We start from the raw sequence: 12,043 nt of genomic DNA, 5'->3' as shown, positions 1-12,043 counted from the left end.
CGCGCGCGAAGTCAAATGGGAGGACACCATGAAAACATTCCAGATGGGCCGCAGGGCCCTGCTTGGCGCAGCTATGGCATTTGGCCTGGGCGGCGCAGCCATCGCAGACGGCCACCAGGTCGTCGACAGCATCCACTTCCTGATCCCCGGCGGCGCCGGTGGCGGTTGGGACGGCACCGCGCGTGGCACGGGCGAAGCACTGACAAATGCGGGCCTCGTGGGCACCGCATCCTTTGAAAACATGTCGGGCGGCGGCGGCGGCAAGGCCATCGGCTACCTGATCGAAAACGCCGAAAGCAACCACGGCACGTTGATGGTCAATTCGACCCCCATCGTGATCCGCTCGCTGACAGGCGTGTTCCCGCACAACTTCCGTGACCTGACACTGGTCGCAGGCACCATCGGTGACTACGCCGCCATGGTCGTGGGCAAGGACAGCCCCATCAACTCGATGGAGGATCTTCTGGCCGCCTATGACGCCGACCCAAACAGCACCGCCATCGGCGGCGGCTCTGTCCCCGGCGGCATGGACCACCTCGTGGCCGCCATGGTGATGGAAGCCGCGGGCAAGGACGCGTTGGGTGTGAAATACATCCCCTACGACGCAGGCGGCAAAGCCATGGCCGCGCTCCTGTCGGGCGAGATTGCGGCACTGTCCACCGGCTTCTCCGAAGCGGTTGATCTGGCGAACGCGGGCGAAGTGAAGATCATCGGCGTCACAGCCCCCGAACGCGTGGACGCGGCCCCCGACGCCATGACCATGAAGGAACAGGGCATCGAAACCGAATTCGTGAACTGGCGCGGGTTCTTCGGCGCCCCCGGCATGCCCGAAGAACAGTTGGCCGCCTATCAGGACGCGCTGACCAAGATGTACGACACCCCCGAGTGGGAAACCGTGCGCGCGCGCAACGGTTGGGTCAACATCCACAACAACGGCGACGAGTTCAAAGCTTTCCTCGAAGATCAGGAACAGGTCATCGGCGACCTGATGAAGAAGCTCGGCTTCCTCTGATCTGACGCTTCTGATGCGGGGCTTTCGTGGTCCCGCATCCGCCCTGAACGGGGGCCAAACCGTTAAAATTAAGTAAAATTAACCCTTTTTCCTTTTGGAATCAAAGGTGTCCCCGCGGGGACAGATCAATCGGGGGGACAACATGGCACTTGATCGCTGGATCGGACTGATCCTTTTGGGCATCTTCGCCGCCTACGGCTACGCCGCGTGGTTCACCATGGACGGCAACCTCGCCCCCTTCATGCAACGCAATCCCATCTGGCCCTCAACCTTCCCCAAGGTGCTGAGCTTGATGGGCATCATCGTCGGCCTGATCATCGTTCTGGGGCTTGAGAAAAGCGACAAACCGCGCGAGGAAAACCCCTCCGTCATCGTCTACCGCCAGCTGAAGGAATTCAAACTCGGCCAGGCCGGTCTGCTCCTCGCCCTCATGGTCGCCTACGCCTTGCTGCTGCGCCCTGCGGGGTTCATCATCGCCACAGTGGGCTTCCTCGTCATCGGCTCCGCCATCCTCGGCGAACGCCGCTGGATCACGATGATCGTCGTCGCAGGCCTCGCGACCGGCATCGTCTGGTATCTGGTGCAAGTCGTCCTCGGCATCTTCCTGCGCCCCCTGCCCGCGTTCATGGGGGTCTGAGACATGCTCGAAGGAATCCTGATCGGCCTGCAAACGGCCTTCTCCATCCAGAACCTGCTCATGGTCATCGGCGGCTGCCTGATCGGCACGTTCATCGGCATGCTGCCGGGCCTCGGGCCGATGTCGATCATCGCCATCATGATCCCCGTCGCCATCTCGCTCGGCGACCCCTCCGCCGCGCTCATCCTGCTTGCGGGCGTCTACTACGGCGCCATCTTTGGCGGCTCGACCTCGTCCATCCTCCTGAACGCGCCAGGGGTCGCAGGCACAGTCGCGACCAGCTTTGATGGCTACCCCATGGCCCGCGATGGCAAGGCGGGCAAGGCCCTGACCATCGCTGCCATCGCTTCGTTCTGCGGCGGCTCCATCGGGGCGATCCTGCTGATGATCTTTGCGCCCATGCTGTCTTCGGTGGCGCTCCTGTTCCACTCCGCCGAATACTTCGCGCTCATGGTCGTGGGCCTGTCGGCCATCGCCGCCTTTGCCGGCACAGGCCAGGTGGCCAAGGCCATCATGATGACCCTGCTGGGCCTCATCATGGCGACGGTGGGCGAGGGTGCGCTGTTCAACATGCCGCGCTTCACCATGGGGCTTATGGACCTGCAATCCGGCTTTGCCTTCATCACGCTGGCCATGGCGATGTTCGCTCTGCCCGAAGCGCTGTATCTGGTGATGGACCCCAACCGCTCGAAGTCCGGTCAGTCTGGCGACATCAAGGATCTGCGGATCACAAAGGCCGAGGCGAAGTCCATCGCCCCGGTCATTGGCCGCCAGTCCCTGCAGGGATTTTTCATCGGCGTCCTGCCCGGCGCAGGTGCGACCATCGCGTCCTTCCTCGGCTACGCGGTCGAGCGGAACATCGCACCGGAGAAAGAAAAGCAGGAGTTCGGCAAAGGGTCGATCAAGGGCCTCGCCGCACCCGAGACCGCGAACAACGCCGCCTGTACGGGCTCTTTTGTTCCCTTGCTCACGCTTGGCATCCCCGGCTCTGGCACCACGGCCATCCTGCTGGGTGCGCTGATCGCACTGAACGTCACGCCCGGCCCGCGCCTGATGGTCGATGATCCCCAGATCTTCTGGGCCGTTATCATCTCGATGTATATCGGCAATCTGGTTCTCTTGATCCTGAACCTGCCGCTTATCCCCTACATCGCGAAAATCCTCGCCGTGCCGCGCAACTTCCTGATCCCCTTCATCCTCTTCTTCACGCTGATGGGGGCCTATATCGGGCAAAACAACGCGACCGAACTGCTGCTGCTTGTCGGCTTCGGCATCTGCGCCACAATCCTGCGCTTCGCCGACTACCCGCTCGCCCCGCTGCTGATCGGATTCATCCTCGGCGGGATGCTCGAGGATAACTTCAGCCGGTCCATGCAGCTTTACGACGGCATCAGCTTTATCTGGGAACGTCCCATGACCCTCGGTCTGCTGATCATCGCCTGCCTATTGGTCATCCTGCCCAGCTACCGCGCGCGGCGCGCACGCGCTCGGGCGGAAGGGGTGGCCGACGGTGACTAAACCGCTGGACGGGGTCCGGGTTCTTGATCTGACCAATGTCCTGGCGGGACCGTTCTGTTGTCACCAACTGGCGCATATGGGGGCCGAGGTGATCAAGGTCGAAGCGCCGGGGCGTGGCGATCTTGCGCGGCAATTGGGGGCTGATCCTGAGCTGAATGCGAAGGGGATGGGCGTGTCATTCCTTGCGCAAAACGCGGGGAAGAAGTCGGTTACGGTGAACTTCAAACATGCGGACGGAAAGGCGCTGTTCCTGCGGCTGGTCGAAACGGCGGACGTAGTGGTGGAGAACTTTCGCCCCGGTGTCATGGAGCGTTTGGGTCTTGGGTACGGGGTACTGAAAGAGCACAAACCCGACCTGATCTATTGCGCGATTTCGGGGTTTGGGCAGGATGGTCCTTGGGTGGACCGGCCCGCCTATGACCAGATTGTTCAGGGGGTTTCCGGCGTGATGTCGATCACCGGCGATACAGACAGCGCACCGTTGCGCGTGGGCTATCCGGTGGCGGATACGGTCGGCGGGATGACCGCGGCATTTGCCGTAGCGTCGGCGCTCAATGCGCGTCCCCGCGGGGCGTTTATTGATTGCTCGATGCTTGAGAGTGTTTTGGCGACCATGGGGTGGGTTGTGTCCAACCATGTGATTGCAGGCATCCATCCGGATGCGAATGGTAACGAAAATCCGACCTCTGCGCCATCCGGGGCCTTTCAGACTCGCGATGGGTTGATCAACATTGCGGCGAACAAGGACGAGCAATGGGTTTTGCTGACGGACTTTCTTGGGTTGGCGGCGCTGCGGGACCGGGCCGAATATGTGTCGCGCGAGGATCGCAAACGGAACCGTACGGATCTGCGCGCAGAAATTGAGCATGCCCTGTCCGAACTCTCGGCCCGTGACCTGGCGCGAGACCTCAATGCGATTGGTGTACCTGCCGGGGCGGTCATGTCGGTGCCCGAAGTGCTCGCGCATCCACAGGTGGCGGATCGGGGGTTGATGACGGCCTATGCCGATGTGCCCGGTGTGGGGCGTGATATTGAGGTGGTGAATACCGGCGTGAAACTGGACGGCGCGCCGTTGACGGTGCCAACGCCGCCGCCGCAGCTTGGGGAACATGCGGCGGAGGTGTGGGGCGCGTTGGGCCTGAGCGAGGACGATATCGCAACACTGGCCGACAAGGGGGCGATATGAGCGACGTATCGGATTGGTGGTCGACGGACATCATCGACATGGCGCCGGGGCAGATCCGGTTACGTGGGCATCCGATTGAAGAGTTGATTGGCGCGGTGAGCTTTCCGCAGATGATCTGGCTGATGACGCGGGGTGGTGTACCGTCAGAGGCCGAGGCGACGTTGTTTGAAGCGGCCCTTGTGGCCGCCGTGGACCATGGCCCGCAGGCGCCGTCCATTGCGGCAGCGCGCATGGCGGTCACCTGTGGGCTGAGCCTGAACGGGGCGATGGCGTCCGCTGTGAACATGCTGGATGACGTGCATGGTGGCGCGGGGGAGCAGGCTGTCGAATTGTACCACCGCATTGGCTCGGCGGATGCGCCTTTGGCCGAGATTCTGGAGGAGTGGCGCGCCGAGCATGGGCAGTTCATTCCCGGCTTTGGTCATCGGTTTCACAAGCCCGTTGATCCGCGTGCGCCACGGTTGTTGGGCTTGGTGGATGCTGCCGCAGAAGATGGTACCGTATCTGGTCGCTTTGCTGCGATTGCGCGCGGCATCGAGGGCGCCCTTGCTGGTGAGAAGGGCAAGCCTGTGCCCGTGAATATTGATGGCGCGACCGCTGTGATCTTTGCCGAGTTGGGTTTTCCGGCACCTTTAGCCCGTGGGCTTTTTTGCCTGTCTCGGTCGGTTGGCATCTTGTCTCACGCTTATGAGCAGCAACAGCAGGGTGGCCGGAACAAGGGGCCGACCCCGCCCGGCTATCGCTGGACCTATACCGGACCCAATCCGATAGACGATTAGCGGCCCATCCAGCCGCCATCAACCAGCATCACGTGGCCGTGCATATAGGCCGATGCGTCAGAGGCGAGGAAGACGGCGGGGCCTTTGAAGTCTTCTGGTGTGCCCCAGCGGCCTGCCGGTATACGCTCTAGTATGGATTTTGATCGAACCGGGTCGTTTCGTAGCGCTTCGGTGTTGTCGGTGTCGATGTAGCCGGGCGCGATGGCGTTTACATTGACGCCCTTGCCTGCCCATTCGTTGGCAAAGGCCATGGTGAGTTGGCCGATCCCGCCCTTAGACGCTGCATAGCCAGGTACTGTGATCCCGCCCTGGAAGGTGAGAAGCGAGGCGGTGAAGATGATTTTGCCCGACCCGCGTTCAACCATGGTCTTGCCCACCTCGCGGGTGAGAATGAATTGAGCGTTCAGGTTCACCTCGATCACCTTATCCCACATATCGTCGGGGTGATCCGCGGCAGGGGTGCGCAGGATAGTGCCAGCATTGTTGATCAGGATGTCGATCTGGGGGTGGTCGGCGAAGACTTGGACGGCGAAGGCTTTGACAGCTGCGCGGTTCGAGAACTCGCAGGCGTATGGTGTGAAGGTGCGGCCCATCGCTTCGACGGATTGCTGCACCTCTGAACCGGGTGCGAGCGTTGCGCTGACGCCGATAATGTCGGCGCCCGCTTCGGCCAATGCTTCGGCCATGCCGCGCCCGATGCCGCGTTTTGCGCCAGTGACGAGAGCGGTTTTGCCGGTGAGGTCGAAGGTGTTGAGAACGGACATTTACAGACCCTCCGTCACGCGGATCATGGATTTCATGGCGTTTGGGTTTTCGGTGAGCATTTTGAAGGCACCCTCGATATCATCCAGCCCCTGAATGTCTGTGATGAAGGCGTCGCAATCGACGACGCCCTGGGCGAGCAAGTCCATGGCCTTGTCGTAATCCTCAGGCCTGTAGACGCGGGCGCCGATCAGGTCCAGCTCGCGCCAGAAGAATTGGAACATGTCGATTTGCGGTTTGGTGGCGTGGATGGCAACCATCACGATACGCCCCCGTGTGGCAGAGGCAGCGGTCATCAGGTCAACGCCGGGTTGGCTGCCGGACACCTCGAAGACGACGTCGGCGCCCTTGCCGTCCGTGGCTTCGTGCATGGCTTTGGCGACATCGGTGGTTTTGGGGTCCATGGTGGTGAAGCCGACGCTTTGGGCGAAGGCGAGGCGGTTGTCGTTGATTTCAGCCACCGTGACGTTGGCGCCTGCGTGGCGCGCGGCCATGGCGACGAGCATGCCGATGGGCCCGCCGCCGATGACCAGAACGTCCTCGCCCGGTTGCACCCTGCCCCGGTCCACGTCGTGAACGGCGACAGCCAGAGGTTCGATGAGGGCGGCGTGCGCGAGGTTGAGGCCTGCGGGCAGAACGTGGACGGTGTGAGCCGGGACGTTCCATTTCTGTTGAAAGGCGCCGTCGCTGTCGATGCCGATGAATTTGAGGTTGTGGCAGATGTGTTGGTGGCCCGCTTTGCAGGCGGGGCAGTGACCGCAATGGTCGAGGGGGCGGACGACGATGTTTTGACCGGGCGCGAGCCCCTCGACGCCGTCGCCCACGGCTGACACCACGCCGGACATTTCGTGCCCGATGGTCCGCTCAAAGCCGACGCGCGCGTCCATGTGGCCGAGGTAGATATGCAGGTCGGTGCCGCAGATCCCGCAATAGGCGACGTCGATTTGCACGTGGCCGGGGCCGGGGCCGGGTGTTTCTACCGCTTCGACCGAGAAGTGTTTGTCGCCGCGGTAGAACGCTGCCTGATGCGTCATTTGATGTCCTCTCTCCCTGTTGCCGCCACTGTGGACCGGGGGGAAAGGGGCGATCAAGGGGTGGGATGAATTTCGTGAAACCGGAATCTCAGGACTTAGCGAGGAGGGCCTTGGCCGCAGCTACGATCCCGTCGGTTGAGGGCAGCGTGGCGGCATAGGCGGGGCCGGTGGCAATAAAGCAATCCTCGGCGGTGAGGCGAGCGAATTTTTGAAATTTCGCTTCTGCCAGCATCGCCATTAACGCCTCGGATTGGCTGCCTGTGCGGCGGCATTCATCGACGATGAGAGTGGCGGAACAGGCTTTCGCCTGTTCGATCAGGGCGGCTTCGGGCAGCGGGGCGAGCCAGCGCATGTCGATGATGCGGGTGCTGATACCTTCGGATTGAAGCCGTTTGGCAGCTTGTTCCGACAAATACCGTCCGTTTCCGTATGTTATGATGGCGAGGTCGGTGCCTTCACCGCTGACGCCAACCTCGCCCAGCGCGATCCGTTCGTCGGAGGCGGGATAGGCGGACATCCAGCCCTTGTCCCCGTCTGCGTGCAGGTCGCGCATGGAATAGAGCGCGATGGGTTCGATGAAGACGACGACGCGCTGTTCTTCGCGGGCAAGGCGGACGGATTCCCGCAGCATTTTGGCGGCATCGTCGCCGCGGGACGGGCAGGCGACAGTAAGGCCGGGAATGTCGCGCAGGACAGCGAGAGAGTTGTCGTTGTGGAAGTGGCCGCCGAAGCCGCGCTGGTAGCCAAGGCCCGCGATGCGCAGAACCATAGGGTTGGCGTATTGGCCGTTGGAAAAGAAGGGGAGCGTGGCGGCTTCTCCCCTGAGCTGATCCTCGGCGTTGTGGAGGTAGGCGAGGAACTGGATTTCGGGGATCGGGACAAAGCCGTTGTGGGCCATGCCGATGGCGAGGCCGAGAATGGATTGTTCGTCAAGCAGCGTGTCGATGACGCGGTGGGGACCGAAGCGGGATTGGAGCTTTTGGGTGGCGCCGTAGACGCCGCCTTTTTTACCGATGTCTTCGCCTGCCATGACAATCTCGGGGTGTTCGAGCATGAGGTCGGTGAGGGCCCAGCTGATGAGTTTGCTCATCACCTGTGGGTCTTCGCTGGTGCGCAGGTCGGAGCCGAAGGTTTGCGCGCGGTGTTCCGGCGAGGGGCCGTTTGTCGGTGCGCAAGAGCGCGATGCTGGGATGAGGCTGGCGCTGACCTCAGTTGATGTTTGCAGACGGGGTCGTTTGGTGGCTTTGGCGGCGAGCGCGGTGCACTCCTTGCCGATCTGTTCGTAGTGGGTGAGCGCCTCTTCGGGTGTCGCGGCACCGCTGTCGCGCAGGAGGCGAACGGTGTGGAGGAGCGGGTCGTTGCCCTCATCGGCTTCGATCTCGGCTTTGGCGCGGTAGGTGGCTTCGACGTCTGACCCTGCGTGGCCATAGAGGCGGACGGTGCGGATGTGCAGGAATGCGGGGCGCTTGTGGGTGCGGACGAAGGTTGCCGCCTGTGCCGCGATGCGGGCGGTTTCGGCGACGTTGAGGCCGTCGCATGTGAAGTATGTCAGGCCCGGTTTGTTGGCGAAGTTGGCGGCGATCCAGCCCGATGGCGTGGGGGTTGAGATGCCGATGCCGTTGTCCTCGCACACGAAGAGAAGGGGCAGGGGCACATTCTGGAAGCTGGTCCAGCAGGCGGTGTTGATAGCCCCTTGGGCTGTTGAGTGATTGGCGGAGGCATCGCCAAAAGAGCACATGACAAGGCTGTCGTCCGGCAAATGCGCGTGCTCCGGACGTTGCCGTTTGGCAAGACCGATGGAATAGGCGGCGCCAACCGCCTTGGGCAGGTGGCTGGCGATGGTTGAGGTCTGGGGCGGGATGTTCAGTGCCTTGGACCCCAGCACCTTGTGGCGACCGCCGGACATGGGGTCGTCGGCAGACGCGGCAAAGCTAAGCAGGATGTCCCATGCGGGGGTCTGGTCCGGCCCTTGACCGGCGCGGGCGATTTGAAACGCGGCATCGCGGTAGTGCAGGAAGGCCATGTCGGTGGGCCGTATAGCATGGGCAACACCCGCCATCCCCTCGTGCCCGCTGGAGCCGATGGTGTAATATCCCTGCCCCGCCTTTTGCATCGCCCGGCTGGTGCGGTCGAGTTGCCGCGAGAGGCATTGGGCGCGGTAAAGCGTGAGAAGCGTCTCGGCATCCATGTCCCCCGCACCGTCGCCGTCAGGAAGGTCGTTGTCCGTCAGCCGCCGTTGGAAGTTGTCGTGAACGATGGCGGCGCGATCCATGGCGGGGTCCGTATGCTGAAAGTCGTCGGGCGCATAGAACCGCGCTTGGACGGAATGGTCCAGTGGGGGCGAAAAGCGTTACGAAATTCACGGCGCTCCACTTCACAGTGTAACATTTTCATTGATCGGAATCGCGGGACGTCCTATTTTCCATCACAGGAGGAGTTTCATGGACGCTTGGATTTGTGACGCGCAGCGCACCCCCATTGGGCGGTATGGCGGTGCATTGTCCGGCGTTCGTGCCGATGATCTGGCGGCGGCACCGATTGCCGCGCTGATGGCGCGCCATCCCAATCTGGATTGGGCCAGCGTCGATGATGTGGTCATGGGCTGTGCCAATCAGGCGGGTGAGGACAACCGGAACGTCGCCCGGATGGCAGGTTTGCTGGCTGGTTTGCCGGTGGATGTGCCGGGGATCACGGTAAACCGGCTGTGTGCGTCGGGCATGGATGCGGTGGGCATTGCGGCCCGCGGGATCAAGGCGGGTGACATGGACTTGGTCATCGCCGGTGGGATCGAGAGCATGAGCCGCGCGCCCTTTGTCATGCCCAAGGCGGAGGCGGCGTTTTCCCGCGCCAATCAAGTCTATGACACGACCATCGGCTGGCGGTTCGTGAACCCGAAGATGAAGGCCGACTATGGGATCGATTCGATGCCCGAGACGGCGGATAATGTGGCGGCGGACTGGCAGGTTGAGCGGGAGGCGCAGGATGCCTTTGCCGCGCGATCGCAGGCGCGGTGGGCGGCGGCGCATGAAGCTGGTGCCTTTGCCGAAGAGATTGCGCCAGTGACCATTCCGCAGCGCAGGGGCGATCCGGTTGTCGTGGATACAGATGAGCATCCGCGTCCCGGCACAAGCGCCGAGAAGTTGGCGGGATTGCGCGGAATAAACGGGCCGGACCTGAGCGTGACGGCGGGCAATGCGTCGGGCGTGAATGATGGGGCTGCGGCGATTTTGCTGGCGTCGACCGACGCGGCAGAGGCGAATGGGCTGACGCCGATGGCGCGGATTGTGGGCATGTGCGCCGCCGGGGTTGAGCCTCGGGTTATGGGCATCGGGCCGGTGCCTGCATCCGAGAAGGTGTTGAAGCGCGCGGGCCTGACCATCGACCAGATGGACGTGATCGAGTTGAATGAGGCGTTTGCCTCGCAGGGCCTCGCCACGCTGCGCAGTCTGGGTGTGGCGGATGATGACCCCCGTGTGAACGCGCAAGGTGGAGCCATTGCGATTGGCCACCCTCTGGGCATGTCGGGCGCGCGGCTGGTGATGACCGCAGCCTATCAATTGAAACGAACCGGTGGCCGCTATGCGCTCTGCACGATGTGTGTGGGCGTGGGACAGGGCGTTGGTATGATTTTGGAGCGCGCCTGAGGCGCGACGATATTGGAAAGGGCTTGAGACGATGTATGCACAGATGATCAAATCCGAAGCGACGCAGGACGATCCCGAAAAGCTGGCCGCCTTTCAGGCCCGCATTGATGCGGGTGACAAGATCGAGCCGAAGGATTGGATGCCTGCGGGCTACCGCAAGACGCTGATCCGCCAGATCGGCCAGCACGCGCATTCCGAGATCGTGGGCCAACTGCCCGAAGGCAACTGGATCACCCGCGCCCCAACGCTGGAACGCAAAGCGATCCTGCTGGCCAAGGTGCAGGATGAGGCGGGGCATGGTTTGTACCTCTATTGCGCGGCTGAAACGCTTGGCGTGAGCCGCGATGAGCTGACCGAGATGCTGCTGGACGGGCGGATGAAATACTCGTCCATCTTCTCTTACCCGACCCTAACATGGGCGGATATGGGCGCTGTGGGCTGGCTGGTGGATGGCGCGGCCATCATGAATCAGGTGCCGTTGCAGCGTACATCTTATGGCCCGTATGCAAGGTCGATGGTTCGGATCTGCAAGGAGGAGTCGTTCCACCAGCGCCAAGGCTTTGACATCATGATGAAGATGGCGAACGGGACGGAGGCGCAGAAGCGCATGGCGCAGGATGCGCTGAACAGGTTCTGGTATCCGTCGCTGATGATGTTCGGCCCGTCGGACGCCGAAAGCGTGCATTCGGAGCAGTCGATGGCCTGGAAGATCAAGATGAATTCCAACGACGAGCTGCGTCAGAAATTCGTGGATCAGACGGCGCCGCAGGCGGAATACCTGGGCCTGACGATCCCGGACGAGACGCTGGCCTGGAACGAGGAAAAGGGCGGGTACGACTTTGCCGAACCCGACTGGTCCGAGTTCTTTGACGTGCTGAAGGGCAACGGCCCTTGTTCGGTGGAGCGGATCGAAGCGCGGCAGAAGGCTTGGGACGATGGCGCATGGGTGCGTGAGGCGCGGTTGGCGCATGCGGCGAAGAAGCGAGCGGCGAAGGTGGCGGCGGAATGAAACTGGCGCAACTCAACGTGGGCTACGCCCGCTACCCGACCGATGACCCGCGCATGGCGGAGTTTATGGATAACTTGGATCGTATGAACGCGATGGCCGAACGCAGCCCGGGTTTCGTCTGGCGCATGCAGTCCGACAGCGGCAATGCAACGGACATTTCGGTGCCGGGCGATGCCGACATGATCTCTAACCTGTCAGTGTGGGAGGATGTGCCGAGCCTTGGGCATTACGTGTTCAACACGCTTCATGCGCGGTTTTACGAAAAAGGCACAAATTGGTTTGTGCCGATGAAGACGCCCCACTTTGTCATGTGGCATGTGCCGGACGATCATATCCCGACGCTGGCCGAAGCGATGGATCGGCTTGGGCAGCTGTCTGAGCGTGGATCGACCCAGGATGCTTTTGGCTGGGACGCGGTTGATACGTCCGCGTGGCGCCGATGCGCCATGGCAGCGGGGTGAC

Annotated in this window: 11 protein-coding genes; 8 read left to right on the top strand and 3 right to left on the bottom strand. The window is 62.4% G+C overall.

What is annotated here, in order from left to right:
- Positions 1 to 28: 28 nt before the first annotated feature.
- From BWR18_RS17045 to BWR18_RS17025, 5 genes are all read left to right on the top strand, one after another.
- Positions 29 to 1,012 carry a Bug family tripartite tricarboxylate transporter substrate binding protein gene (locus tag BWR18_RS17045; RefSeq protein WP_076630388.1) on the top strand — a complete coding sequence of 328 codons (984 nt, stop codon included), beginning with the start codon at positions 29 to 31 and terminating at the stop codon, positions 1,010 to 1,012.
- 142 nt (positions 1,013 to 1,154) lie between these two features.
- On the top strand, positions 1,155 to 1,649 hold the full coding sequence (locus BWR18_RS17040) for a tripartite tricarboxylate transporter TctB family protein (protein WP_076630387.1): 495 nt from the start codon (positions 1,155 to 1,157) through the stop codon (positions 1,647 to 1,649).
- Positions 1,650 to 1,652: 3 nt separating this feature from the next.
- Complete coding sequence (locus BWR18_RS17035; RefSeq protein WP_076629627.1) at positions 1,653 to 3,167, top strand: tripartite tricarboxylate transporter permease; 1,515 nt, start codon at positions 1,653 to 1,655, stop codon at positions 3,165 to 3,167.
- Positions 3,160 to 4,353 carry a CaiB/BaiF CoA transferase family protein gene (locus BWR18_RS17030; protein ID WP_076629626.1) on the top strand — a complete coding sequence of 398 codons (1,194 nt, stop codon included), beginning with the start codon at positions 3,160 to 3,162 and terminating at the stop codon, positions 4,351 to 4,353. Before BWR18_RS17035 ends, BWR18_RS17030 begins: the two co-directional genes overlap by 8 nt.
- The gene (locus tag BWR18_RS17025; protein WP_076629625.1) at positions 4,350 to 5,132 is read left to right on the top strand and encodes a citryl-CoA lyase; all 783 of its coding nucleotides are present in this window, start codon (positions 4,350 to 4,352) and stop codon (positions 5,130 to 5,132) included. Before BWR18_RS17030 ends, BWR18_RS17025 begins: the two co-directional genes overlap by 4 nt.
- Here BWR18_RS17025 and BWR18_RS17020 read toward each other — a convergent pair.
- From BWR18_RS17020 to BWR18_RS17010, 3 genes are all read right to left on the bottom strand, one after another.
- Positions 5,129 to 5,896: an SDR family oxidoreductase gene (locus tag BWR18_RS17020; RefSeq protein WP_076629624.1), complete on the bottom strand. Its 768-nt coding sequence runs from the start codon at positions 5,894 to 5,896 to the stop codon at positions 5,129 to 5,131. The two genes, BWR18_RS17025 and BWR18_RS17020, sit on opposite strands and share 4 nt — an antisense overlap.
- The gene (locus BWR18_RS17015; protein WP_076629623.1) at positions 5,897 to 6,928 is read right to left on the bottom strand and encodes a zinc-dependent alcohol dehydrogenase; all 1,032 of its coding nucleotides are present in this window, start codon (positions 6,926 to 6,928) and stop codon (positions 5,897 to 5,899) included. It abuts the gene before it with no gap.
- 88 nt (positions 6,929 to 7,016) lie between these two features.
- Positions 7,017 to 9,200, bottom strand: coding sequence for a dehydrogenase E1 component subunit alpha/beta (locus tag BWR18_RS17010; protein ID WP_076629622.1), 2,184 nt, complete (start codon positions 9,198 to 9,200; stop codon positions 7,017 to 7,019).
- A gap of 169 nt (positions 9,201 to 9,369) precedes the next feature.
- On the opposite strand from BWR18_RS17010, the gene pcaF reads away from it, so the two are divergent.
- Genes pcaF through BWR18_RS16995 form a run of 3 tightly spaced genes read left to right on the top strand, consistent with a single transcriptional unit; the run spans position 9,370 to position 12,042 of the window.
- Positions 9,370 to 10,572 carry a 3-oxoadipyl-CoA thiolase gene (gene pcaF, locus BWR18_RS17005; RefSeq protein ID WP_076629621.1) on the top strand — a complete coding sequence of 401 codons (1,203 nt, stop codon included), beginning with the start codon at positions 9,370 to 9,372 and terminating at the stop codon, positions 10,570 to 10,572.
- Positions 10,573 to 10,603: 31 nt separating this feature from the next.
- Positions 10,604 to 11,581: a 1,2-phenylacetyl-CoA epoxidase subunit PaaA gene (paaA, locus tag BWR18_RS17000; RefSeq protein WP_076629620.1), complete on the top strand. Its 978-nt coding sequence runs from the start codon at positions 10,604 to 10,606 to the stop codon at positions 11,579 to 11,581.
- Positions 11,578 to 12,042, top strand: a complete 465-nt coding sequence (locus BWR18_RS16995; RefSeq protein WP_076629619.1) for a DUF3291 domain-containing protein — start codon at positions 11,578 to 11,580, stop codon at positions 12,040 to 12,042. The genes paaA and BWR18_RS16995 overlap by 4 nt, the downstream gene beginning before the upstream one ends.
- The last annotated feature ends 1 nt before the right edge of the window (position 12,043 follow it).

This window comes from Tateyamaria omphalii, assembly GCF_001969365.1.
Taxonomy (GTDB): Bacteria; Pseudomonadota; Alphaproteobacteria; order Rhodobacterales; family Rhodobacteraceae; genus Tateyamaria; species Tateyamaria omphalii_A.
Note: the sequence above shows the minus strand (reverse complement) of the source record. Positions and strands in the feature narration are given on the sequence as shown.

Bases quoted from the DNA above. Each gene is read 5' to 3' on its own strand.
- paaA (WP_076629620.1), top strand. From the start codon at position 10,604: ATGTATGCACAGATGATCAAATCCGAAGCGACGCAGGACGATCCCGAA.
- BWR18_RS16995 (WP_076629619.1), top strand. From the start codon at position 11,578: ATGAAACTGGCGCAACTCAACGTGGGCTACGCCCGCTACCCGACCGAT.
- BWR18_RS17040 (WP_076630387.1), top strand. From the start codon at position 1,155: ATGGCACTTGATCGCTGGATCGGACTGATCCTTTTGGGCATCTTCGCC.
- BWR18_RS17015 (WP_076629623.1), bottom strand. From the start codon at position 6,928: ATGACGCATCAGGCAGCGTTCTACCGCGGCGACAAACACTTCTCGGTC.
- BWR18_RS17025 (WP_076629625.1), top strand. From the start codon at position 4,350: ATGAGCGACGTATCGGATTGGTGGTCGACGGACATCATCGACATGGCG.
- BWR18_RS17035 (WP_076629627.1), top strand. From the start codon at position 1,653: ATGCTCGAAGGAATCCTGATCGGCCTGCAAACGGCCTTCTCCATCCAG.
- BWR18_RS17010 (WP_076629622.1), bottom strand. From the start codon at position 9,200: ATGGATCGCGCCGCCATCGTTCACGACAACTTCCAACGGCGGCTGACG.
- BWR18_RS17020 (WP_076629624.1), bottom strand. From the start codon at position 5,896: ATGTCCGTTCTCAACACCTTCGACCTCACCGGCAAAACCGCTCTCGTC.
- pcaF (WP_076629621.1), top strand. From the start codon at position 9,370: ATGGACGCTTGGATTTGTGACGCGCAGCGCACCCCCATTGGGCGGTAT.
- BWR18_RS17045 (WP_076630388.1), top strand. From the start codon at position 29: ATGAAAACATTCCAGATGGGCCGCAGGGCCCTGCTTGGCGCAGCTATG.